At 65.6% G+C, this 22,313-nt stretch carries 25 protein-coding genes; 15 read left to right on the top strand and 10 right to left on the bottom strand.

Going from position 1 to position 22,313, the window contains the following annotated elements:
* The first annotated feature begins 6 nt into the window (after positions 1-6).
* The 6 genes from OTERR_RS10950 to OTERR_RS10925 all read left to right on the top strand — a co-directional run bounded on the left by OTERR_RS10950 (position 7) and on the right by OTERR_RS10925 (position 4,802).
* Complete coding sequence (locus OTERR_RS10950) at positions 7-426, top strand: ExbD/TolR family protein (RefSeq protein ID WP_149425765.1); 420 nt, start codon at positions 7-9, stop codon at positions 424-426.
* Positions 427-504: 78 nt separating this feature from the next.
* Entirely contained in the window at positions 505-1,650 is a 1,146-nt protein-coding gene (gene lpxK, locus OTERR_RS10945; protein WP_246154135.1) for a tetraacyldisaccharide 4'-kinase, read from the top strand.
* Positions 1,580-1,756 (top strand): Trm112 family protein, encoded by a 177-nt coding sequence (locus OTERR_RS10940; RefSeq protein ID WP_149425764.1) that lies wholly within the window; start codon positions 1,580-1,582, stop codon positions 1,754-1,756. Before lpxK ends, OTERR_RS10940 begins: the two co-directional genes overlap by 71 nt.
* A gap of 107 nt (positions 1,757-1,863) precedes the next feature.
* The gene (gene kdsB, locus OTERR_RS10935; protein WP_149425763.1) at positions 1,864-2,631 is read left to right on the top strand and encodes a 3-deoxy-manno-octulosonate cytidylyltransferase; all 768 of its coding nucleotides are present in this window, start codon (positions 1,864-1,866) and stop codon (positions 2,629-2,631) included.
* 200 nt (positions 2,632-2,831) lie between these two features.
* Positions 2,832-3,485 carry an adenylate kinase gene (gene adk, locus OTERR_RS10930; protein ID WP_054622096.1) on the top strand — a complete coding sequence of 218 codons (654 nt, stop codon included), beginning with the start codon at positions 2,832-2,834 and terminating at the stop codon, positions 3,483-3,485.
* Positions 3,486-3,515: 30 nt separating this feature from the next.
* Positions 3,516-4,802 carry a 6-phosphofructokinase gene (locus OTERR_RS10925; protein WP_187775224.1) on the top strand — a complete coding sequence of 429 codons (1,287 nt, stop codon included), beginning with the start codon at positions 3,516-3,518 and terminating at the stop codon, positions 4,800-4,802.
* Between the two features lie 80 nt (positions 4,803-4,882).
* Here OTERR_RS10925 and OTERR_RS10920 read toward each other — a convergent pair whose 3' ends face one another.
* From OTERR_RS10920 to OTERR_RS10885, 8 genes are all read right to left on the bottom strand, one after another.
* Positions 4,883-5,512, bottom strand: a complete 630-nt coding sequence (locus OTERR_RS10920; RefSeq protein WP_149425761.1) for a YbhB/YbcL family Raf kinase inhibitor-like protein — start codon at positions 5,510-5,512, stop codon at positions 4,883-4,885.
* A gap of 41 nt (positions 5,513-5,553) precedes the next feature.
* A complete protein-coding gene (gene murJ, locus OTERR_RS10915) occupies positions 5,554-7,104 on the bottom strand; it encodes a murein biosynthesis integral membrane protein MurJ (RefSeq protein ID WP_054622099.1) in 1,551 nt (516 codons plus the stop codon).
* Between the two features lie 163 nt (positions 7,105-7,267).
* Positions 7,268-8,146 carry an ATP-binding protein gene (locus tag OTERR_RS10910; RefSeq protein WP_223115936.1) on the bottom strand — a complete coding sequence of 293 codons (879 nt, stop codon included), beginning with the start codon at positions 8,144-8,146 and terminating at the stop codon, positions 7,268-7,270.
* An 86-nt stretch (positions 8,147-8,232) separates the two neighbouring features.
* Positions 8,233-9,603 carry a TRAP transporter large permease gene (locus OTERR_RS10905; RefSeq protein WP_149425760.1) on the bottom strand — a complete coding sequence of 457 codons (1,371 nt, stop codon included), beginning with the start codon at positions 9,601-9,603 and terminating at the stop codon, positions 8,233-8,235.
* Entirely contained in the window at positions 9,600-10,157 is a 558-nt protein-coding gene (locus tag OTERR_RS10900; protein WP_054622101.1) for a TRAP transporter small permease, read from the bottom strand. Before OTERR_RS10900 ends, OTERR_RS10905 begins: the two co-directional genes overlap by 4 nt.
* Positions 10,154-11,200, bottom strand: a complete 1,047-nt coding sequence (dctP, locus tag OTERR_RS10895) for a TRAP transporter substrate-binding protein DctP (protein WP_149425759.1) — start codon at positions 11,198-11,200, stop codon at positions 10,154-10,156. The genes OTERR_RS10900 and dctP overlap by 4 nt, the downstream gene beginning before the upstream one ends.
* Before the next feature lie 61 nt (positions 11,201-11,261).
* Positions 11,262-12,779, bottom strand: coding sequence for a malonate--CoA ligase (locus tag OTERR_RS10890; protein ID WP_149425758.1), 1,518 nt, complete (start codon positions 12,777-12,779; stop codon positions 11,262-11,264).
* A gap of 13 nt (positions 12,780-12,792) precedes the next feature.
* Positions 12,793-13,941 (bottom strand): carboxyl transferase domain-containing protein, encoded by a 1,149-nt coding sequence (locus OTERR_RS10885; protein ID WP_187775223.1) that lies wholly within the window; start codon positions 13,939-13,941, stop codon positions 12,793-12,795.
* A 372-nt stretch (positions 13,942-14,313) separates the two neighbouring features.
* Between OTERR_RS10885 and OTERR_RS10880 the strand changes: the two genes are divergently transcribed.
* The gene (locus tag OTERR_RS10880) at positions 14,314-14,997 is read left to right on the top strand and encodes a GntR family transcriptional regulator (protein WP_054622105.1); all 684 of its coding nucleotides are present in this window, start codon (positions 14,314-14,316) and stop codon (positions 14,995-14,997) included.
* A 128-nt stretch (positions 14,998-15,125) separates the two neighbouring features.
* Positions 15,126-15,392 (top strand): 30S ribosomal protein S20, encoded by a 267-nt coding sequence (gene rpsT / locus OTERR_RS10875; RefSeq protein WP_054622106.1) that lies wholly within the window; start codon positions 15,126-15,128, stop codon positions 15,390-15,392.
* A gap of 143 nt (positions 15,393-15,535) precedes the next feature.
* Here the strand turns inward: rpsT and OTERR_RS10870 are convergent, their stop codons facing one another.
* Complete coding sequence (locus OTERR_RS10870; RefSeq protein ID WP_054622107.1) at positions 15,536-15,841, bottom strand: DUF3579 domain-containing protein; 306 nt, start codon at positions 15,839-15,841, stop codon at positions 15,536-15,538.
* Between the two features lie 237 nt (positions 15,842-16,078).
* On the opposite strand from OTERR_RS10870, the gene OTERR_RS10865 reads away from it, so the two are divergent.
* The 7 genes from OTERR_RS10865 (at position 16,079) to OTERR_RS10835 (ending at position 21,411) form a co-directional block, all read left to right on the top strand.
* Positions 16,079-16,321, top strand: coding sequence for a hypothetical protein (locus tag OTERR_RS10865; RefSeq protein WP_149425756.1), 243 nt, complete (start codon positions 16,079-16,081; stop codon positions 16,319-16,321).
* Between the two features lie 580 nt (positions 16,322-16,901).
* Positions 16,902-18,074, top strand: a complete 1,173-nt coding sequence (locus OTERR_RS10860; RefSeq protein ID WP_149425755.1) for an aspartate aminotransferase family protein — start codon at positions 16,902-16,904, stop codon at positions 18,072-18,074.
* 45 nt (positions 18,075-18,119) lie between these two features.
* The gene (gene argF, locus OTERR_RS10855) at positions 18,120-19,043 is read left to right on the top strand and encodes an ornithine carbamoyltransferase (RefSeq protein ID WP_054622109.1); all 924 of its coding nucleotides are present in this window, start codon (positions 18,120-18,122) and stop codon (positions 19,041-19,043) included.
* Between the two features lie 63 nt (positions 19,044-19,106).
* Entirely contained in the window at positions 19,107-20,336 is a 1,230-nt protein-coding gene (locus tag OTERR_RS10850; protein ID WP_054622110.1) for an argininosuccinate synthase, read from the top strand.
* 22 nt (positions 20,337-20,358) lie between these two features.
* Positions 20,359-20,580, top strand: coding sequence for a DUF2788 domain-containing protein (locus OTERR_RS10845; RefSeq protein ID WP_223115935.1), 222 nt, complete (start codon positions 20,359-20,361; stop codon positions 20,578-20,580).
* A gap of 3 nt (positions 20,581-20,583) precedes the next feature.
* Positions 20,584-20,904, top strand: a complete 321-nt coding sequence (gene ppnP / locus OTERR_RS10840; RefSeq protein WP_054622111.1) for a pyrimidine/purine nucleoside phosphorylase — start codon at positions 20,584-20,586, stop codon at positions 20,902-20,904.
* A 12-nt stretch (positions 20,905-20,916) separates the two neighbouring features.
* Entirely contained in the window at positions 20,917-21,411 is a 495-nt protein-coding gene (locus OTERR_RS10835) for a YajQ family cyclic di-GMP-binding protein (protein ID WP_054622112.1), read from the top strand.
* A 183-nt stretch (positions 21,412-21,594) separates the two neighbouring features.
* On the opposite strand, the gene OTERR_RS10830 is transcribed toward OTERR_RS10835, so the two are convergent.
* The gene (locus OTERR_RS10830; protein WP_149425754.1) at positions 21,595-22,206 is read right to left on the bottom strand and encodes a glutathione S-transferase family protein; all 612 of its coding nucleotides are present in this window, start codon (positions 22,204-22,206) and stop codon (positions 21,595-21,597) included.
* Positions 22,207-22,313: the final 107 nt, after the last annotated feature.

Raw genomic sequence — 22,313 nt, 5'->3', positions numbered from 1 at the left:
CCGGTCATGGACTTTCGTCGCGGCCGCGGCCGGGAAGAGCCGGAGATCAACCTGATCCCGATGATCGACGTGCTGCTCGTCATCATCATCTTCCTCATGCTCACCACTACCTACGCCCGTTTTTCCGGGCTGGAAATCAACCTGCCCCAGGCCGATGCCGAGCAGAAGCAGGAACTGCCCAACGAGATCAACGTGGCGGTCACCGCCGCCGGCCAGGTGGTGGTCGATAAGCAGACCCTGGCCAACGGCGAGGTCGGCACCATTGCCGAGGGACTGAAGCGGGCTGCCGGCACGCGGCCGGATCCGTTGATCGTCATCAGCGCCGACGCCAAGGCCACCCATCAGTCGGTGGTGGATGTGATGCAGGCCGCCCAGGCGGCCGGTTATCCGCACATTTCCTTTGCCACCCAGCAGGCCGCCCACTGATCACGGTTTGACGCCCGGGCAAGGCTGAAGCCTGTCCGGGGTGTTGCGGTCGTTAGCTTTTCTTCCGGCCATTCTCTCTTGTCTCTCCCTTCTGCTCCGTCACCCCGCGACGGTCTGGCCCAGCGCCTGACCCGGGCCTGGTTCCGTCCCCGTCTGGCGGGCGCCCTGCTCCTTCTGACGCCCCTCTCGGCCTTGTTCGCCGCCGTCAGCGGCGTGCGTCGCTACGCCTACGCCCGTGGCTGGTCCCGGGTCGAGCGGCTGCCGGTGCCGGTGGTGGTGGTGGGCAACCTAATCGTCGGTGGCGCCGGCAAAACGCCTCTGACCCAGGCCCTGGCCCGGGAACTGCGTGCCCGGGGGCGCCGTCCCGGCATCGTCAGCCGGGGCTACGGCGGCAGCGCCCAGGCAGCCCCCCGTCCGGTGGCCCCGGACGCCGATCCGGCCCAGGTCGGCGACGAACCGCTGCTGCTTGCCGCCACTGGCGTGCCGGTCTGGGTCGGGCGTGATCGGGCCGCCGCCGCCCGGGCCCTGCTCGCCGCCCATCCCGACACCGACCTGATCCTCTGCGACGATGGCCTGCAGCACCTGCGCCTGGGGCGCGACCTGGAAATTGCCGTGTTCGACCAACGCGGCGCGGGTAACGGCTGGCGCCTGCCCGCCGGCCCCCTGCGCGATCCGCTGTCCCGCCTGAGGCACCTGGCTGGAGGTGGCGCAGTGGTGGTCAATGGCGGACGTGTCGGGCTGAAAGCCACGCTGGACGGGCATCTCCACGAGGTGCCCGGATTCGATATGACCCTGGCTGCCGGGGATTTCCACGCCCTGGGCGACCCGGCCATGGCTCTTGCGCCGGCGGACCTGGCGGCCCAGCTGGCCGGCCGCCGGGTAGTGGCCTTCGCCGGCATCGGCGATCCGGCCCGCTTCTTCACCACCCTTGCCGCCCTGGGCTTGGCCTTCGAACCCCGGGCCTTTCCCGACCACCACGCCTATACCCCGGACGATTTCGCCGGTCTTGCCGATGCCACGGTCCTGATGACCGAAAAGGATGGGGTAAAATGCCGCTCCCTGCCGCTCAGCGGCCGAGTGCAAGGCGTCTGGGTATTGCCCGTGACGGCCCGCCTCGCCCCCGACCTGACGGCCTACGTTCTGGAGAAAATCGATGGATGCTCGCCTGCTCGACATCCTGGTCTGCCCGGTGTGCAAGGGCAACCTGGAGTACCAAAAGACTAAGCAGGAGCTGGTGTGCAAGCCCTGTAAGCTGGCTTACCCGATCCGCGACGATATCCCGGTGATGCTCGAGGAAGAAGCCCGGGTTCTCAGCGCCGACGAAGCCTGAGTTGGCTCGTCGCGTCGATTCGTGCCCTGCCAGGGCCTGATCCCGTTTCGCCGCCGGGGCCGGCTTGAATCGGCCCTGTCCGTCCCGATGTTTTACCGAACCCGTCCATGACCGCTCCTTTTCACGTCGTCATCCCGGCCCGTTTCGCTTCCACCCGCCTGCCCGGCAAACCGCTCCTCGATCTAGCCGGCAAGCCCATGGTGGTGCGCGTGGCGGAGGCCGCAGCCCGCTCCGGCGCTCAATCCGTGCTGGTGGCCACCGACCACGACGGGGTGGCCGCCGCGGTGCGCGCCCACGGCTTTGCCGTGGCCCTGACCCGGCCCGACCATCCCAGTGGTACCGACCGGCTGGCCGAGGTGGCCGAGCAGCAAGGCTGGAGCGGCGACACCCTGGTGGTGAACGTCCAGGGCGACGAGCCCTTGATCGATCCGGCCCTGGTGGCCCTCACCGCTGCCCGGCTGGCCGAGAGCGGTGCCGACATTGCCACCGTGGCCCATCCGATCACCAGTGCCGAGGATTTCTTCAATCCGAACGTGGTCAAGGTGGTGTGCCGCACCGATGGCGACGCCCTGTATTTTTCCCGGGCGCCGATTCCCTACGCCCGGGATGCCTTCGCCGCCAGCCGGGGCGCCCTGCCCGCCGGCCTGCCAGCCCTGCGCCACGTCGGCCTGTACGCCTACCGGGCATCGTTCCTGCAGGCATATGCCGGTCTGGCAGCTTCGCCGCTGGAACAGTTCGAAGCCTTGGAGCAGCTGCGTGCCCTGTGGCACGGTTACCGTATTGCCGTGGCCACGGTGGACCATCCGCCGGCCGCCGGGGTCGATACCCCGGAAGATGCCGAACGGGTGCGAGCAGTGTTCGCGGCCGGCCGCTAAGGCGATTCGCCCCGGTCGCGAGCCCCCGGCCCATGCCGCCGGTTTGACCAACCCGGCCCATTGCGGGTAAGGTTCGCGCCGCCGGCGATCCCGCATAAAACAGAGGCCCGGAACCACCGGGCAAGGTTCACGAGCAGCCCCCAAAATAGACGTTTTCAAGAAACCGTTTCGTCGACATCCATATTTCCGAGGACCACACCATGCGACTGATTCTTCTGGGCGCCCCGGGCGCCGGCAAAGGCACCCAGGCTCAATTCATCCGCGAGAAGTTCGGCATTCCCCAGATTTCCACCGGCGACATGCTGCGCGCCCACGTCAAGGCCGGCACTGCCCTGGGCCTGGAAGCCAAGAAATTCATGGATGCCGGCGGCCTGGTGCCCGATGAAGTGATCATCGGCATGGTGAAAGAGCGCCTGACCCAGGACGACTGCAAGAACGGCTATCTGTTCGACGGTTTCCCCCGCACCATTCCCCAAGCCGAGGCCATGAAAGAGGCCGGCGTGGCGATCGACTTCGTTCTCGAGATCGACGTGCCCGACGCCGACATCATCGAGCGCATGGCCGGCCGCCGCGCCCACCTGCCCTCGGGCCGCACCTACCACGTCAAGTACAACCCGCCCAAGGTGGAAGGCAAGGACGACGTGACCGGCGAAGACCTGGTGCAACGCGACGACGACAAGGAAGAGACCGTCAAGAAGCGCCTCGACGTCTACCATGCCCAGACCGAGCCCCTGGTGGCCTACTACGCTGAGTGGGCCGCCACCGGCGACGCCAAGGCTCCCAAGGTGCGCAAGATCGCCGGCGTGGGTGGCGTGGACGAGATCACTGCCCGCGCTTTCGCCGCCCTCAAGTAAGTCGCAGCACGTCTCTTCCGGATCTACCCGTTGACCGCTGCACGCCCCAGGAACGTTCTGTACTTCCAGTCCGGCGGCGTGACGGCGGTCATCAATGCCACGGCGGGGGGCGTCATCGACGCCGCCCGCAGTCTGGCGCAGGCCGGGGCGCCGATCGGCACCGTGCTGGCGGCACGTAACGGACTGTCCGGGGTTCTCAAGGAAGAGTTGATCGACACGGCCTCGTTGTCCGACGAGGCCGTGCTCCGTTTACGCCAGCTGCCGGGGGGCGCTTTCGGCGCCAGCCGGCGGCTGCTGCCGCCCTACGACGAGTGTCCCGACCAGTGGGAACGGGTAGCGGCGGTGCTGCGCGCCCACGACATCGGCCACGTGCTGGTCAATGGCGGTAACGGCTCCATGGAAACCGCCCGCCTGTTCGTCGAGCTGGGCCAGCGCTACGGCCTGGACATCACCGCCGTCGGCCTGCCCAAGACGGTGGACAACGACCTGCTCGACACCGACGTCTCGCCCGGCTTCGGCTCGGCGGCCAAGTACTTGGCCACCTCGATGCGCGAGGCCAGCCTGGACCTGGCGGCCATGAGCGGTGGCGCCCGGGCCACCAAGGTCTTCATCCTCGAAGTGATGGGCCGTCACGCCGGCTGGATGGCCCTGTCCACCGCCCTGGCCCAGGACGGCCCGGATGCAGCGCCGCATCTGATTCTGTGCCCCGAAGTCCCGTTCGATGAGGAGCGAGTGGTAGCCGCTGTCTCCGCCACCATCGCCCGGGTTGGCTACTGCGCCATCACCGTCGCCGAGGGCCTCGCCGGCCCCGACGGCAAGCCCCTGGCGGTGGAGCGGGATGCTGCCACCTACGGTCACGAGCAGCTGGGCGGCGTCGGCCCCTGGCTGGCGGACCGGGTGCAGACCCGGCTGGGGGTGAAGTGCCACTGCGCCGTGGCCGACTACCTGCAGCGCTCGGCACGCCACCTGGCCTCCCGGGTCGATCTGGAGCAGGCCTGGGCAGTGGGAGCGACGGGGGTCGAATGGAGCCTGGCCGGCCGGAGCGGGGTCATGGTGGCGATCCGTCGTCTGGCCGATGCACCCTACCGTTGGGACCTGGTGCCGGCCGCCCTCGACGGCCTGGCCGACCGGGAACGCAAGGTGCCGCCGGATTTCCTCAGCGCCGACGGCCTCCACGCCAGCCCCCTTGCCCGCGCCTACCTGGCCCCCCTGATTGCAGGCGAGGCCTACCCGCCTTACGGCGACGACGGTTTGCCGGATTACCGCTGGCAATGTCCGTCCAACCTGGCGCCGCGCCTGTCGCCATATTCCCTCTGAACAACGTGATACAGCACAACAAAAAGGCCTCCGTGTGGAGGCCTTTTTCACACCCGGTCGTTTTTGCACGACCCGGGGGGTTATAGCGTCACCGCCGGGTTCAGGGTATAGCGACCGCTGAGGCTGGCCTGGGCCAGGATGTGGCCGACCATGGCGTCTCGGGCCTGCTGGCCGGTGAAGTGGCCGCTCACCGCCAGGGTCGGCACGTCCAGGGCAAACAGGGTAAAGACGTAACGGTGCGGCAACTCATCGTTCCACGGCGGGCAGGGGCCGTCGTAGCCGAAGTAGTCGCCGTTCATGTCGGCGTCGCCGGCAAACCAGCCGGTGTAGTCGTTGAGACCGTGACGGGCGCCGTGCAGGGTGGCCGGGCCGGCCTTGCCTCGGGGCGTGATCTGGTGGCTGAACTCGCCCTCGCCGATCTGGGTGAGGCTGGGGGGGAGATCCACCAGCACCCAGTGAAAGAAATCGACCCGGGGAAGGCTGGCGGGAACGGTGCGTCCGGTCTGGTTGACGTCGTCACCCCGGGAGGGTACGTCCGGGTCGTGGCAGATCAGGGCCAGGGACTGGGTGCCCGTCGGCACGTCGCGCCAGGCCAGTTGTGGGTTGCGATTGCGGCCGAGGCAGACATGGTGTGCCGGGTCAGGCAGACAGAAGGCGAAATCGCCCGGGATGGGGTGGCCGTCGGCGAAGCTGCTGGTAGTCAGTTGCATGCCGGATATCCTCCGATAGACGGGGGGATCTGCGATCCTCCCTACTCCGCACCGCGGCGGCGAAAGTCCTTCATTCTAAAACCGAGGGCGAACAAGGTGGCAAAGTAAGCCAGGGCCCCGCCGCAGACCAGCATGCCCAAGCGGACCAGGCGCTCGCCGAAGGGCATGGTCAGCCAGGCCGTGTCGCTGCCGCTGCCGAACCACAGCACCGCAGCGAGCACGGCCAGGGCCACCGTCAGCTTGGCGGTAAAGGCGCGCCACCCGGCCTGAGGGCTGAAGATGTCGTGACGGCGCAGGCCGCGGTAGAGCAGGAGGGCGTTGAAGCAGGCGGCCAGGCCGATGGACAGGGCCAGCCCGGCATGTTTGAGATGCCAGATGAAGGCCAGGTTCATTAATTGGGTCGCGGTCAGGGACACCAGGGCGATCTTCACCGGAGTCTTGACGTTCTGCCGGGCGTAGAAGCCCGGGGCCAGCACCTTGACCAGGATAAGGCCGGTCAGGCCGACGCTGTAGGCTACCAGGGCGGCGCGGGTGGCCAGCACATCATGGGCGCCGAAGGCGCCGTGCTGGAACAGGGTCGAGACGAGGGGTACGCCCAGCACCGCCAGGCCCACGGCGGCGGGCAGGGTGAGCAAGAGGCACAGGCGCAGGCCCCAGTCGAGCAGGCGGCTGTATTCGTCGTGGTTGCCGTCGGCGTGGTAACGGGACAGGGAGGGCAGCAGGATGGTACCCAGGGCCACGCCGAGCATGCCGGAGGGGAATTCCATCAGCCGGTCGGCGTAGTACAGCCAGGACACCGAGCCGTTCTCCAGGAACGAGGCGAAGATGGTGTTGATGAGCAGGCTGACTTGGGACACCGACACCCCCACCACCGCCGGGGCCATCAGCTTGAGCAGGCGGCGCACGCCCTCGTCGCGGAAGCACACCAGGGGGTTGATCCACAGCCGGGGCAGCAGATCCAGCTTCTTCAGGGCCGGCACCTGGATCGCCAGTTGCAGGAAGCCGCCGATGAACACCGCCCAGGCCAGGGCCAGCACTGGCGGATCGAAGTGGGGCGCGGCGAACAGGGCCATGACGATGAACGACACGTTCAGCATCACCGGGGTGAAGGCCGGCAGGGCGAAGCGGCTCCAGGTGTTGAGAATGCCGGCGGCCAGGGCCGTCAGGGACATGAAGAAAATGTAGGGGAAGGCGATCCGGGTCAGGGTCACCGTCAGTTGCATCTTCTGCGCGTCGTCGGCAAAGCCCGGGGCGGACACCCAGACGACAAAGAAAGCGCCACCCATGCCCGCCAGAGTGACCAGCAGCACTACCAGGGCCAGGGCGCTGGCGACCCGTTCCACCAGGGTCTTGGTGGCCTCGTGGCCGCGGCGGTTGCGGTATTCGCCCAGGAGCGGGACGAAGGCCTGGGAGAAGGCGCCTTCGGCGAACAGGCGGCGCAGCAGGTTGGGCAGCTTGAAGGCGACGAAGAAGGCGTCGGTGGCCAGCCCGGCGCCGAAGGCCCGGGCGATGGCGAAGTCCCGGGCGAAGCCGAGGACGCGGGAAAGCAGGGTCATGCCGCTGACCGTGGCCAGCGCTCGCAGCAGATTCATGGGATGGGGCGGGGGAGCGGGTAGTGGTTCGCGGCCGGAATGAAAACGGCCTTTGTGGCCGGGGCCGCCCGGCAGCGGGCGCGCCGGGCGGCCCCGGGCAGCGCATCTTAGCAGCCCGGGGCGTTCCGTGCCCTGACGGCCGGCCCGTTCCGCCACCCGCCGCTCAGTCCGCCAGCCCCTGGCGGCCCACGTAATCCCGGGCGAACTGGTAGGCCACCCGGCCGCTGCGGGCGCCCCGCTCGGCGCTCCAGGCCAGGGCCTCGCGTCGGGCGGCGGCGGCCTTGGCGCCCTTGGGGCGGTTGCCCAGGTGTTCGATCCAGTGCAGGGCGATGGCCAGGTACTCGTCCTCCGAGAGGGGGTAGAACACCAGGCGCAGGCCGAAGCGCTCGGCCAGGGAAATTTTTTCTTCCACCGCATCGCCGGGGTGCAGCTCGCCACTGCCATTGTCGGCGCCGTGGTAGCCCAGGTTGTCGCTGGCCTGCTCTGCCACCAAGTGTCGCCGGTTGGAGGTGGCGTAGATCAGCACGTTGTCGCCCGGGGCGCCCAGGGAGCCGTCCAGGGCCACCTTGAGGGACTTGTAGCCAGTGTCGCCGGCGTCGAAGGACAGGTCGTCGAGAAAGAGGATGAAGCGCTCCGGCCGGTCGCGCAGCAGGTCGATCACGTCCGGCAGGTCGTCCAGGTGCTGGCGGTCGATCTCCACCAGGCGCAGGCCCTGGTGGCGGTGGCGGGCGACCATGGCCTTGACCAGGGACGACTTGCCGGTGCCCCGGGCGCCGGCCAGCAGCACGTGGTTGGCCGGCAGCCCGGCGACGAACTGGGCGGTGTTGCGTTCCACCAGCTGCTGTTCGCGGGTCAGGCCGATCAGTTTCGGTGCGGCGTCCAGAGCGTCGTCGCGCAGGGTCTCCAGGCTGCCCAGGCTGCGCCGCCGGCGCCAGGCGAAGGCGCAGGAGGCGCTCCAGTCCGGGGGCTGGGGGCGGCCGGTGAGGAAGGTTTCCGCCAGGTCCAGGATGCGGTCCAGGCGCAGCAGGGTGTCGTTTGCCATGCGCTCCACGTTGTGCTCCGTCGTTGCGTGGGAAGAAGAAAAAACCCCCGCCGGAGCGGGGGAAGGGGGGTAGTTTAGGGGGATCGTCAGCCGCCGCTACCGGGCAGGATCGCCGGGCCCATGATCAGGTCGGGGAACCAGGTGGCGATGGAGGGGAAAAGGCAGAGCAGGGCCACGGCGACGAACATGAGGCCGACGAAGGGCATGACGCCCCAGATGACGTCCTTGAGGGGAATGTCCGGGGCCACGTTCTTGATGACGAAGATGTTGAGGCCCACCGGCGGGTGGATCAGGCCCATCTCCATGACCACGGTCATCACCACGCCGAACCAGATCAGGTCGAAGCCAGCGGCCTTGAGGGGCGGCAGGATGATCGGGGCGGTCATCAGGATGATCGACACCGGCGGCAGGAAGAAGCCGAGCACGATCACCATCGACAGGATGGTGGCCAGCAGCACCCACTTCGACAGCTGCAGCCCGACGATCCATTCGGCGGTGGACTGGCTGATGTGCAGGTAGCTCATCACGTAGGAATAGAGCAAGGACATGCCGATGATGAACATCAGCATGGTCGATTCCTTGAGGGTGCTCGACAGGATCGGGGTCAGCTGGCGGGGCCGCCAGATGCCATAGACCAGGGCGATCAAGGCCAGGGCCAGCACCCCGCCCAGGCCGGCGGTCTCCGACGGCGTGGCGTAGCCGCCGTAGAGGGCCACCATCACGCCGATCAGGAGCACCACGAAGGGCAGCACCCGGGGCAGCATGCGGGTCTTGTCGGCCAGGGTCATGTTCAACTCGTCCAGGTAGGCCGACTTCGGCCCCCCTGCCCGGTAGACGTCCAGGGCCTGGTTGTATTCCTTCTTGTAGCGCCAGGCCGCGTAGCCGGCGAACAGGCCCACCAGCAGCAGGCCAGGGCCCACCCCGGCGAGGAACAGGCGTCCCAGGGACTGCTCGGCCGCCACCGCGAACAGGATCATGGTGATCGACGGCGGCAGCAGGATGCCCAGGGTGCCGCCGGCGGCGATGATCCCGGCGGCAAAGCCCGGCGAATAGCCCCGGGCGCGCATCTCGGGAATGCCGGCGCTGCCGATGGCCGAACAGGTGGCCGGGCTGGAGCCGGCCATGGCGGCGAACAGGGCGCAGGCGAACACGTTGGCGATGCCCAGGCCACCGGGGATCTTGTGCATCCAGGCGTGGATCGCCGAATACAGGTCGGCGCCGGCGCGGGACTTGCCGATGGCCGCCCCTTTCAGGATGAACAGGGGGATCGACAGCAGAGTGATGCTGGCCATCTCCTCATAGACGTTCTGGGTGACCGTATCCAGGGCGGAACCGGGCATGAAGAAGAACATGAAGACGACGGCGATCAGGCCCAGGGCGAAAGCGATGGGCATGCCCGAGAACATCAGCAGCAGGGTTCCCAGGCCGTAGAGGGTTCCGACGATGCTTTCGCTCATGCGGCCTCCTTGGCAGACGAAAAGTGAAGGGCGGTCTGCAGCAGCAACTGCAGGGCGAGCAAGGTCATGCCGGTGGCCATCAGGCCGTAGGGAATCCACAGGGGCGGCGCCCAGGCTGACGAGGTGGTCTGGCCCTCGACGAAGGCTTCGTGGAAGAGGGTCCAGGACTTCCAGGCGAAGAAGGTGCAGAAGAGGCAGGAGGCGGCATCGCAGAACAGGCGGCGCAGCCGGTCGGCCCAGGGGGGCAGCAGGCTGGCCAGGGACTCGATGCCGACGTGGCTGCGCTGCTCCTGGACGTAGGCGCCGCAGAGGAAGGTGGCGCCGACCAGGAGGAAGACGGCGGCCTCGTCCTGCCAGTCGGTGGGGACGTGCAGGTAGTAGCGCAGGAAGACGCTGCCGGTGAGGACGAGGGCGGCGGCCAGGAGAGCCAGCATGGACAGGCCGAGGATGGCCCGGTTGAGCCCGGCCATGGCGCGTAGCGCCAGGCCGAGGACGCCGCCTGCCGGCGGCGCCACCAGTGGCCTCGAACCTTCGAGTTCGAAACCGTGGCTCATCCGGTCACCTTTTCGGCCAGTTGCAGGAAGCGTGCACAGTTGGGGGATTTGGCCGCGTAGTCCTTCCAGGCGCTGTCCCGGGCGATGGCGCGCCACTTCTCGACGGTCGCCGCATCCAGGTCGTAGGTCTTGGCTCCAGCCTTCTGGTACACCGTGGCCACGTTGCGGTCGTCGGTCTTGACCGCGTCCAGACCGTACTTCTCGATCTCGGCGCCGACCTGGAGGATCAGGGTCTGCTGGTCCTTGGGCAGCTTCTCGAACACGGCCCGAGACATCAGCAGCGGCACGGCCATGAACCAGAACGACTTGCTGCGGCCGGTGGTGAGGTGCTTGGAGACTTCTTCGAGGCGGAACGACAGCAGGCTGGTGGAGGAGGTAATGACCGAATCCACAGCGCCAGTCTGCATGGCGGCGTACAGCTCGTTGGAAGGCAGGGTGACCACGGCGGAGCCGGCAGCCTTGAGCATCAGATCCACTTCCCGGCTGCCACCGCGGATCTTCATGCCCTTCACGTCGTCCGGGGAGATCACCGGCTTGGTCTTGCTGGCGATGCTGCCCGCTTCCCACACCCAGGTGATGGGTACGGCACCCTTGTCGAACAGCAGGTCGTTGAGGGCCTTGCCGATCTCGCCGTTCTTCCAGGCGAAGCCCTGCTCGTAGGAGGTGACCAGGCCCGGCATCAGGGCAATGTTCAGCTCGGGTACCTCGCCGCCGGCGTAGGAAACGGGGAAGAAGCTCATGTCCAGGGCGCCGCGGCGCAGGGCGCTGAACTGGGCGTTGGTCTTCATCAGGGACGAGCCCGGATAGACGTTGAACTTGAGCGCCCCGCCGGAGCGCTTTTCCACCTCGGCGGCGAAGATGCGGCAGATGCGGTCGCGGAAGTCACCGTCATTGCCGGTGGAGCCGGGGAACTGGTGGGAGATCTTGAGGGCCGTGGAATTCTGGGCGAAGGCGTTGCTGGCGAACCCGGACAGGCCCACAAGGGGCAGGCTGGCCAGGGTGCCGCAGACCAGCCGGCGGGTGGGGTTGAAGGCTTGAGTCATGGTCTCCTCCATTGGGATGGATGTGATGGGTCGGTTGGGGTCGGGGTGGGGTGGCCGGCTGTTAAGCAGCCGTGCCGGTTTTTCCGTAGGTGTCGCGCAACACGTTCTTGAGCACCTTGCCCATGGCGTTGCGCGGCAGTTCGGTGACGAAGTGGACGTGCTTGGGCACCTTGTAGTTGGCCAGCTGGCTCTTGAGGGGCGTGATGATGCCATCGCCGACCAGGCTCTCGTCCTTGCGCACCACCACGGCGGTGACGGCTTCGCCGAAGTCTCGGTCGGGCACGCCGATCACGGCGGATTCGACCACGCCAGGCAGGGCGTCGATGGCCATCTCTACTTCCTTGGGATAGACGTTGTAGCCGCCGGAGATGACCAGGTCCTTGGCCCGGCCGACGATGGTCAGGTAGCCGTCGGCGCTCAGGGTGCCCAGGTCGCCGGTGCGGAACCAGCCGTCGGCGGTGAATTCCTCGGCGGTCTTCTCCGGCTTGCGCCAGTAGCCCTTCATCACGCCGCTGCCGCGAATCTGGATGCCGCCCACCTGGTCGGCGGCCAGGGGCCGGTCGTCGCCATCGGCGATGCGCACCTCGACTCCGTCGATGGGCAGGCCCACCGAGCCGATGCGCCGTTCGCCGGCGAAGGGGTTGGAGGCGATGATGGCCGACTCGGTCATGCCGTAGCGTTCCAGCACGATCTGGCCGGTGCGCTGCTCGAATTCCCGGTTGGTTTCCGCCAGAAGGGGGGCCGAGCCGGAGATGAAGACGCGCATGGTGGCGGCGCTGGCGGCGGTGAAGCCGGGCTGGTCGAGCAGCCGGGTGTAGAAGGTGGGCACCCCCACCATCACCGTGGCCCGGGGCAGCAGGGCCAGCACTTGCTCGGCGTTGAACTTCTTCAGGAACAGGATGCGGCTCTTCGACAGCAGGGCGCAGTGGCTGGAGATGAACAGGCCGTGGGCGTGGAACAGGGGCAGGGCATGGAGCAGCACGTCCTTGTCGGTGAAGCCCCACAGCTTGGTCAGGGCGCGACCGTTGCTGAGCAGGTTGGCGTGGGTGAGCATGGCCCCCTTGGGCCGGCCGGTGGTGCCCGAGGTGTAGATGATGATCGCCACATCGTCGGGTTGGGCCTGGGCGGTGGTGAAACTGTCGCTCTCGCCGGCGGCCAGGGCGCGCAGCGTACCGCTGCCGTCGTCGGACAGGGTCAGGGTATGGGCTACGCCGTGACGGGCGGCGAGCTCGCTCTTGGTCGGGTAATCGGCCGGAGCGCAAACAAACACGCGGGGTTCCGCGTCTTCGAGGAAGTATTGCAGTTCGCCCAACTGGTAAGCGGTGTTGAGGGGCAGGTAGATTGCACCGAGGCGCAGGGTGGCCAGGTAGAGGCAGAAATTCTGCGCCGATTTATCGACCTGGACCGCCACCCGGTCCCCCGGGGTGACGCCGAGGCGGGTCAGGGCGTTGGCGTAACGGGCGGTGAGGCCGAGCATCTGGGCGTAACTGAGGACCTGGCCGTCGTCGGTTTCGAGGAAAGGCGCCTCGCCGGCTTCCCGGGCGATGGCTTCGAAGGTGGCGAAGATGTTGGCATTCATGGTGGATGTGGGGTCAGGGCTGGGGGGAAACGGTGTCGGCGACGCCGAATTCGACGTAATGGGCGAAGTCGGCGCTGGCAGCCGCAGGGCGGTTGAGGATGTTGTCCAGGGACGACTGGGGCAGGGTGCGGACGCTGCCGCCCGGGGCAATGCGTACTGTGGAGGCGGCCCCGGCTGCGGCAATGTAGATACCGCCGGAAATCTCACCGGCGATCGTGAGATTCACCGGCTGGCCGGCCCGCACCCGCTGGCGCAGGGTCTTGGCCAGGTGCACCAGGTATTGGCTCAGGATCAGGCGTTCGTCACCCAGGCGCACGCTGTGCCCGGCGCAATCCAGGTGGAGCGTCAGGGGCCCGCTGGCCGCCTCGGCCAGGGTGGCGAGCTTGAGCACGTCGGTGGTACCGACGAAGGCTTGCCCCCGGCACGACAGGGGGCCTTGGGCGGGTTCGAACTCAATGGCGGCGGTCACCGGCTGGGGCGCCGTGCTCAAGCGCTGTGCCAGGTGACGCCGTTCCGCCGCGATGCTGGCGGCTGGAGCGTCGAGGGAATGTGCGACGAGCCAGTCGCGCAGGGCGTCGGCATAGGCCGTCAGGCTGTCGTCGAGCAGTCGCTCGGTATCACCGTGGCGGCTCCGGGCCATGCCGTCGATCGCCTCGATCACGATGGCCCGTTCATCGCCGCCGCCGGCCTGCAAAACCCGGGGGCCGGACATGGCGAGCAGGGTGGTCGGGGCATAGCAGCGCTGGCTGGTGGCGAACGCCAGCATGCTGGCGCCGCCAAAAACGTTGCGGCCGAGCAGGGCGATGCTGGGCAGACCGTCCAGGCTGGCGTCGAGCAGTTCCCGCATCAGTCCGCGCAAGGCCCCTTGAATGGGCAGGCCGTCGTCTAGGCGAGCCCCCGCCGAATCGATCAACAGCACCAGGGGCGTGCGGCTTTCCCGGGCCATTTGTACCGTGCGGCGGAGGTCGGCGCATTCGGCAATGCCGAGCACGCCCTTGTCGGCATGGGGGTCGGTGGCGGCGACCAGGACGTGGTGTCCGGCGATCGAGCCGGTCATCAGCCGCAGAGCCGAGGACGAGGCCAGGGGCGTGCCGACGCCGGGCGCGAAGAGGGCCGTCAGGCGGGTGTCTACGGTGGCCCCTGTAAAACCAGTGTGGGACAAGCCAGTTCCTCCTTTGGGAGCGGTAACCTTTTGGCAACCGCTTGGTGCTAGATCTGTTTTTTCTGGTATGCCAGAATTTTTCATCGAGCCAGGTTGGGTCGGGTTAAGCATTTAACTCTCTCGATAATGCTTAATAGCCTGCACGAACCTCACTGCTCTACGCCCCGGGCAGGGGGGGGGGGGCGCATGACTTGTGCGGACTGCTTTGCACAGCTTTTTGTCAGTGTTGTGGCAGGTGACTCGGGTTTAATATATACCAATACTTTTTTTTGGTATACCAAAAATAAATTTTAGTTTTTCATGCTGCAATGCACATGGTGCCAAGTACGAAAAACTGTATGATTTGCAGGTTATTTCTGGGGATTTGATGCAATGCCACAAGATGACGACAACGTCTCCCAAGCGGAGCGGATCAGTCGAGCCATCGAAGCCGACATCCTGAATGCCACTTATCCGCCGGGCGACCGGCTGGACGAGCGCCAGCTCGCGGCGCGCTTCGGCGTCTCGCGCACCCCGGTCCGCGAAGCCCTGAATCGCCTGGTTTCCGATGGCCTTGCCGAGCATCGGGCGCGCCAGGGGGTTTTCGTTGCGCGCATCTCTTTGGCCAGCGTGTTCGAGCTTTTCGAGATGCTGGCGGTGATGGAGTCCGCATCGGCCCGGTTGGCTGCGCGGCGGATGAAGCCGGACGACGTGACCCGGCTGCTGGCCGTGGCGGAGGAAACCCTGCAGGCCGCGGCGGCCGACGAGGCGGCCGTATATACCGCCGCCAATACCCGCTTCCATGAATTGATCTACGCCGGCAGCTGCAATCGCCTGCTGGAAGAATCGGTCAAGCAGCTGCGTCGGCGCGCCGCACCTTACCGGGGGCATATCCACCGGGTTGCCGGCCGGCGCATGTCAACTGCCCAGGAGCACGTGGCAATTGCCGAGGCCATTCGCGATGGCAAGGGTGAGGTGGCTGCCGACCTGATGTTCCAGCACCTGGATATTCACCGTCCCGAGTTTTCCGACTATGTCTTCATTCTGTCCCGCTCGGTGGAAAGCGCCTTGGCATGAGGTGTGCCGGCGGTGCCGGACGGTTTGTCGGCAGACGAGGCTGAAAAGGGGCTTGATGCCCAGCGGGAAAAACGGTATATTCCGGCCTCTTTAGCAATCCCCCCATTCTTTTTTCAGGAACGAATTCCATGGCCAATAGCGCACAAGCTCGCAAACGCGCGCGTCAAGCCGAAAAGCAACGCGCCCACAACGCCAGCCTGCGCTCGACGCTGCGTACTGCGATCAAGAAAGTGCGCAAGGCGATCGAAGCGGGTGACAAGGCAGCTGCTCAAGCGGTGTATCAACAGTCCGTATCTGTGATCGACAGCATCGCCGACAAGCGGATCGTGCACAAGAACAAAGTTTCTCGTCACAAGAGCCGCCTGTCCGCTCAGATCAAGGCGCTGGCCGCCTAAGTCCTAACCGACTTCAGGCCCCCGCCCGCTACGCTTTATAGCGTGGCCACAAAAAACGGCACCTTTGGGTGCCGTTTTTTGTTTTGCCCATTGTGGGCGAATGGTGTGTCTTGCAGTATTGATCCGGATTCGTGCCGTAAGGCTTAATTGGCAGGGCGGCAGCAGCCTTCGACGAGTTGCAGTTCGTTGTCGGCGGCGAAATTGCGCAGGAAGCGGTAGGCGAGGGGTTCGATGTCGTAGAGCCGGCCATCGACAAAAACCGCCTTTTCGCCAGAGCTGGAGCAGGGGCCGACGTAGGGAGAGTATTTCATCCGCTTTTCGGCACCGAAGGCGGACATGACGCCACAAAGCCGTTCGGCCCAGTCACTGGGGCGGAAGCGCCGACCCTCGTGGGTGAGGCCGACGATGATGAAGTTGCGTGCGGTTGTGTCCGCGGTGTGATCCGTCATGGTGCTCACTTGGTGGCGCGCTTGGGGCTGTCTCCGAAGCCTCTTCTCCGTGGGCCTGGCGGCTGGGGAGAAGGTGAAAGAGCGCTTTTTTTCGAGGCGAATCTTAGCAGAATCCCGGGCGTCCGGGGAGGCGCTGTTGGTCGCTGCCCATTCCTTGCTTGGCCGCTCGCATGCATTGTGCATTTCAAATGCGCTGCATATACTTTGCCCATCTCGATGTGCTCGCGAAGGTCTCCCGTGCAACCCTTGCTTGTGACCAAATACGGTTTTCGTATTCGCACCCGTCATGGTGGGGTAGTGGACAATCTGCTGATCTACGGTCGTGACGAGCACGAGGCCGTCACCAAGCTCCGCCAGATTTATCACGATTGCGAAGTGCTCGAGACACGCCGCCAAGTGGGGGGCGGCCGCCATGCGGCAGCCAGTTTCGATGCCTTGCCCGTGGAAGGCAGAGTCGGAATCGTTTCGGCACCGGTTTGACCTGCGCCACGCGTTGGCGGGTTGGTGGTTTGGCAAGGTGGCTTGCTATTGGCAGGGCTGGTTTCCTGCTTGCTTGTCCTTATTGCTTGGTCTCCTGCCGCGATTTTTCCCTCTCCCTTTGCGCTTTTCCGCACTCCCGTCTGGCCGAGTAAGCAATCGCTCCGTTCGAATGCTGGAGTGGGATCGGTACGCATATGTACGCATATGGCGCGCTAGGCGGGTGATTGTCCGCAACTCGCTTTCAGGGAGGCGAGCAGCTCTCTGTTGTGCAGGTTTTGCACCGTTTTGGTGCCTGGGTGCTGCATGGCGCCGGGTTGGGCCAACGGAAGAGGTGGTGATTGTCGGGCAAAGGTGCAGCCGGGGTTGTTTTTGCCCCCGGCGGTTTGTGCCGGGACGGTGATTTCGCTTAAACTCTAGGGTCTTACAAGCTGAGCGGCGGGATTCAGACTGGCTGGGTGGGTTTTCCCCGGGCGGTCCGGTGACCCCGCCGCTTATCCTTTTTTCCGCCCCGCCGGATGTGCTCAACGTTTCGCAGTACCAGAGCCACCGGGCAGGCCGGCGGTCGGTAGCGGGATTGCTTATGTCGCACGTCATGAATACCTACGCCCGGCTCCCCGTGGCGTTTTCCCACGGTGAAGGTTCCTGGCTCGTCGATACCGACGGCAAGCGGTACCTGGATGCTCTTTCCGGCATTGCCGTTTCCACCCTCGGACACAATCACCCGGACCTGGTGGCCACCATCGCCACCCAGGCGGCCCGGGTGCTGCACACCTCCAACCTGTACCGCATTCCTCTGCAGGAGGAGCTCTCCGACCGCCTGGCCGCCGTATCGGGCATGGACGAGGTGTTCTTCTGCAACTCCGGCTGCGAGGCCAACGAAGCGGCCATCAAGTTGGCCCGCTTCTACGGCCACCAGCGTGGGGTGGACAATCCAGCCATCATCGTCATGGAAAAGGCCTTCCACGGCCGCACCCTGGCGACCCTCTCGGCTACTGGCAACCGCAAGGCCCAAGCGGGCTTCGAACCCCTGGTGTCGGGCTTCGTGCGGGTTCCCTACAACGACCTGGAAGCGATCCGCGGCATTGCCGGGCACAACCAGAACGTGGTGGCGGTGATGCTGGAGATGGTCCAGGGCGAAGGCGGTATCCACATCGCCGATCTGGAGTTCCAGCGCCAGTTGCGCGCCCTGTGCGACGAAAAGGGCTGGCTGTTGATCTGCGACGAGGTGCAGTGCGGCGTCGGCCGGACCGGCACCTGGTTCGGCTACCAGCAATCGGGCGTACTGCCCGACGTGGCCACCCTGGCCAAGGGCCTGGGCTCCGGTGTGCCGATCGGCGCCTGCCTGGCCTCGGGCAAGGCCGCCGGCCTGTTCGGGCCGGGCAACCACGGTTCCACCTTTGGCGGCAATCCCCTGGCCTGCGCCGCAGCCCTGACTACCCTGGAGTGTATCGAGCGGGACGGTCTGCGCGACAACGCGGTCAAGGTAGGCGAGCAGATTCGCAGTGGCCTGGCCGAGGCCCTGGCCGGTGTTGCGGGCGTGGTCGAGATTCGTGGCCGTGGCCTGATGATCGGCATCGAGCTGGATCGCCCCTGCGGCGAACTGGTGGCCCGGGGCCTGGAAGCGGGGCTGCTGATCAACGTTACCGCCGAAAAGGTGGTGCGCCTGCTGCCGGCCCTGGTGTTCTCCGAGGCCGATGCCCGGGAACTGGTGGCCCGCCTCGCACCGCTGATCCGGACCTTCCTCGGCGCCTGATTCGCGTCTGAGCCGCGCTACCCATAACGATAAGGAGGGAGACCCATGTCGTCACTCAAGCATTATCTCCAGTTCAAGGATTTCACCCAGGAGGAGTACGCCTACATTTTCGAGCGTGCCGCCTGGATCAAGCGCAAGTTCAAGGGGTACGAGCGCTACTGGCCCTTGGCCGACCGTACCCTGGTGATGATCTTCGAGAAGGCCTCCACCCGTACCCGCCTCTCCTTCGAGGCCGGCATGCACCAACTGGGCGGTTCCGCCATCTACCTGAACACACGGGATTCCCAGCTGGGCCGGGGCGAGCCGGTGGAAGACGCAGCCCAGGTGATCTCGCGCATGAGCGACCTGGTGATGATCCGCACCTTCGAGCAGGACATCATCGAACGCTTTGCCGCCAATTCCCGGGTGCCGGTGATCAACGGTCTGACCAACGAATACCACCCCTGCCAGATCCTGGCCGACATCTTTACCTGGATCGAGCACCGCGGCGATATCAAGGGCAAGACCGTGGCCTGGATCGGCGATTCCAACAACGTCTGCAACACCTGGCTGCAGGCTGCCGAAATTTTCGACTTCAAGGTCAACGTCTCCACTCCGGAAGGCTATGAGGTCGAGCCGGAGCGGGCCGGTGTCGCCGGTACCCACTTCGAGGCCTTTGCCGACCCGATGGATGCTGCCCGCGGCGCCCACCTGGTGACCACCGATGTGTGGACCTCCATGGGCTTCGAGGCCGAGAACGAAGAGCGTCTCAAGGATTTTGCCGACTTCCAGGTCGACGGCGACATGATGCGGGTGGCCGATCCCTCCGCCGTGTTCATGCACTGCCTGCCCGCCCACCGCGGCGAGGAAGTTTCCGCCGAGGTCATCGACGGGCCCCAGTCGGTGGTCTGGGACGAGGCGGAAAACCGCCTGCACGCCCAGAAGGCCCTCATGGAATACCTGTTGCTGGGCCGTGTGGACGCCAGCTGAAGCGGCTGACATCACGCATTTCCGAATTCCCCGTTTTCAATTTTCTGTTGTAAGGCACACATCATGAGCGACGTGAAAAAAGCGGTCCTCGCCTACTCCGGCGGCCTGGACACCTCGGTCATCCTGAAATGGCTGCAAGACACCTACCAGTGCGAAGTGGTGACCTTCACCGCCGACCTGGGCCAGGGCGAAGAGCTGGAGCCGGCCCGCCAGAAGGCGCTCAAGTTCGGCATCAAGCCCGAGAACATCTTCATCGACGACCTGCGCGAAGAGTTCGTGCGCGACTTCGTCTTCCCCATGTTCCGCGCCAACGCGCTGTATGAGGGCGAGTACCTGCTCGGCACCTCCATCGCCCGTCCGCTCATCGCCAAGCGCCAGATCGAGATCGCCCGCCAGACCGGCGCCGATGCCGTCTCCCACGGCGCCACCGGCAAGGGTAACGACCAGGTGCGCTTCGAGCTCGGCTACTACGCCCTGATGCCGAACGTGAAGGTGATCGCTCCGTGGCGCGAGTGGGACCTGCTCTCCCGCGAGAAGCTGCTCGCCTACGCCGAGAAGGCCGGCATCCCCATCGAGATGAAGCACAAGCAGGGCGGTTCGCCGTACTCCATGGACGCCAACCTGCTGCACATCTCCTTCGAAGGCCGCCACCTGGAAAACCCTGCCGCCGAGGCCGAGGAAGACATGTGGCGCTGGACCGTTTCCCCGGAGAAGGCCCCGGATGCCGCTGAGTACGTGGACCTGGAGTTCGAGAAGGGTGACCTGGTGGCCATCAACGGTACCCGCATGAAGGCCCACGAACTGCTCGCCAAGCTCAACGAGCTGGGCGGCAAGCACGGCATCGGCCGCCTCGACCTGGTGGAAAACCGCTACGTCGGCATGAAGTCCCGCGGCTGCTATGAAACCCCGGGGGGCACCATCCTGCTCAAGGCCCACCGCGCCATCGAATCCATCACCCTGGACCGGGAAGTCGCCCACCTCAAGGACGACCTGATGCCGCGCTACGCCAGCCTGGTGTACACCGGCTACTGGTGGAGCCCGGAGCGCCGCGCCCTGCAGGCCCTGATCGACACCACCCAGGAAACGGTGAACGGCTGGGTGCGCGTCAAGCTGTACAAGGGCAACGTGATCGTCGTCAGCCGGGATTCCAAGACCGATTCCCTGTTCGACCCGACCATCGCCACCTTCGAGGACGATGCCGGCGCCTACGACCAGAAGGACGCCCACGGCTTCATCCGCCTCAACGCCCTGCGTCTGCGCATCGCCGCCAACGCCCGGGCCAAGCGCGGCTAACGGTCAGAGCTGAGGTAGCCCGGTGGAAGGAACCCTGTTCGGCTTTTCCGAAGAGCAGATTTCGGATTTCGGCTCGACCTTCGGGATCGGGCTGTTCATCCTCTTCATGCTCTTCATCATCGCCGAGATCGCCTGGAAGTCGAAGGCCGGCAAGACGGGCACCTTCGTGCTCTTCTTCGTCCTGGCCTTCGGCATGCTCGGCTTCATCGCCAAAACCATCATTCAGAAAATCTGGGGAATTTGACCCATGTCCCAAGCGACCCAATTCGATAACGTTTCCGTCGTCAAGCAGGCCAACGTCTACTTCGACGGCAAGTGCGTCTCCCACACCGTGCTGTTCGCCGACGGCTCGAAGAAGACCGTGGGCGTGATCCTGCCTGCCGCCCTGACCTTCAACACCGGTGCTCCGGAAGTCATGGAAACCGTGGCCGGCTCCTGCCGCTACCGCCTCAAGGGCGAGACCGAATGGAAGACCTCCGGTCCGGGCCAGGCCTTCAACGTGCCGGGCGACTCCAGCTTCGACATCGAAGTGACCGAGCCCTACCACTACGTCTGCTACTTCGGCTGAGCGGAGGATCGCATGCCGTCTTTCGATTTTTCCTCAGAAGTGGATATGGTGGCGTTGAAGAACGCCATCGATTCGACCGGCAAGAAGATCGTCGGGCGCCACGACTTCAAGGGCACCAGTGCCAAGGTTGAGCTGAACGAGAAGGACAAGCTCGTCACCATCTTTGCCGATTCCGACTTCCAGCTCGACCAGATCAAGGTCATCCTCTTCCCCGAAATGGAGAAGAAGGAGCCGGATTGCACCAAGCGCCTGGATGCCCAGAGCGTGCAGAAGGTGTCCGGCGACAAGGTCAAGCAGGAGCTGAAGATCAAGATCGGCATCGAAAGCGAGCTGGCCAAGAAGATCGTCAAGCTGATCAAGGACTCCAAGCTCAAGGTCCAGGCCGCCATCCAGGGCGACACCGTGCGCGTCACCGGTGCCAAGCGCGATGTGCTGCAGGAGACCATTGCTCTGGTGAAGAAGTCCATCGAGGACTTCCCCATCAAGTACGGCAACTTCCGCGACTGAGTCGGGGGGGGCGCTACGGCGCCGCCCTTTCTCTTCGCCCATGAAAAAAGCCCGTCATTGCGACGGGCTTTTTTCATGGGCCTGGCCGTGAGGCCAAGCAGGGTGCGGATCTTCAGAGGGTATGCCTGGAACACCGCGTGGATAAAGGCGCTCCGGGCAGGGGCTCTGGAAATGACCGCCAGATCAAGCGTCCCGGGGCATGGTCTCCTGGAAGGAGGGGCGTTGTTCGAGCTTTTCGTAGAGCCGGGCCAGGTTCGGGTGGGTCTGGCGCCAGTCGAGTTCGGCGAAGCGGAAATCCAGGTAGCCCAGGGCACAGCCCACGGCGATGTCGGCCAGGCCGAAGTGGGTGCCCATGCAATACGCCTTCTCGCCCAACTCCTCGGCCATGAAGGCCAGGGTGCGGTCGATGGCGCTGCGGTGCAGGGCGATCCACTCGGCGTTCTGTTCCTTGGCCTTGCGCAGGGATTCGTTGCGGATCGCCACGGCGGAATCGAGCAGGCCGTCGGCCAGGGCCTCCCAACGTTTGACCTCCATGCGCTCCCGGTTGGGTTGCGGCATCAGCTTGTTGTTGGGGGTGACATTGTCCAGATATTCGACGATCACCGGCGAATCGAATACCGGGGTCTGGTCATCGAGCACCAGCACGGGAATGCGGCCGAGCGGGTTGTGCAGGGGCACAGCGCTGTCGGGGGAGCGGGGGGCGTCGATCACCAGGTCGTAATCGATCTTTTTTTCGGCCAGGACGATACGCACTTTACGGGCGTAGGGGCTGGTATGGGTACCGAACAGCTTCATGGTTCTTTTCTTGTCGCTTTCTCGGGAGAGAAGTAACGCCGGATGGGCGAAGTCGGGGCAAAGTATAGCATCGGCCCCCGACCGAATCGGCGGGGCGCGCCTGAGGG

It is taken from the genome of Oryzomicrobium terrae, from assembly GCF_008274805.1.
Taxonomy (GTDB): domain Bacteria; phylum Pseudomonadota; class Gammaproteobacteria; order Burkholderiales; family Rhodocyclaceae; genus Oryzomicrobium; species Oryzomicrobium terrae.
The sequence above is the reverse complement of the archived record's forward strand: the minus strand, read 5'-3'. Positions and strand labels throughout refer to the sequence as shown.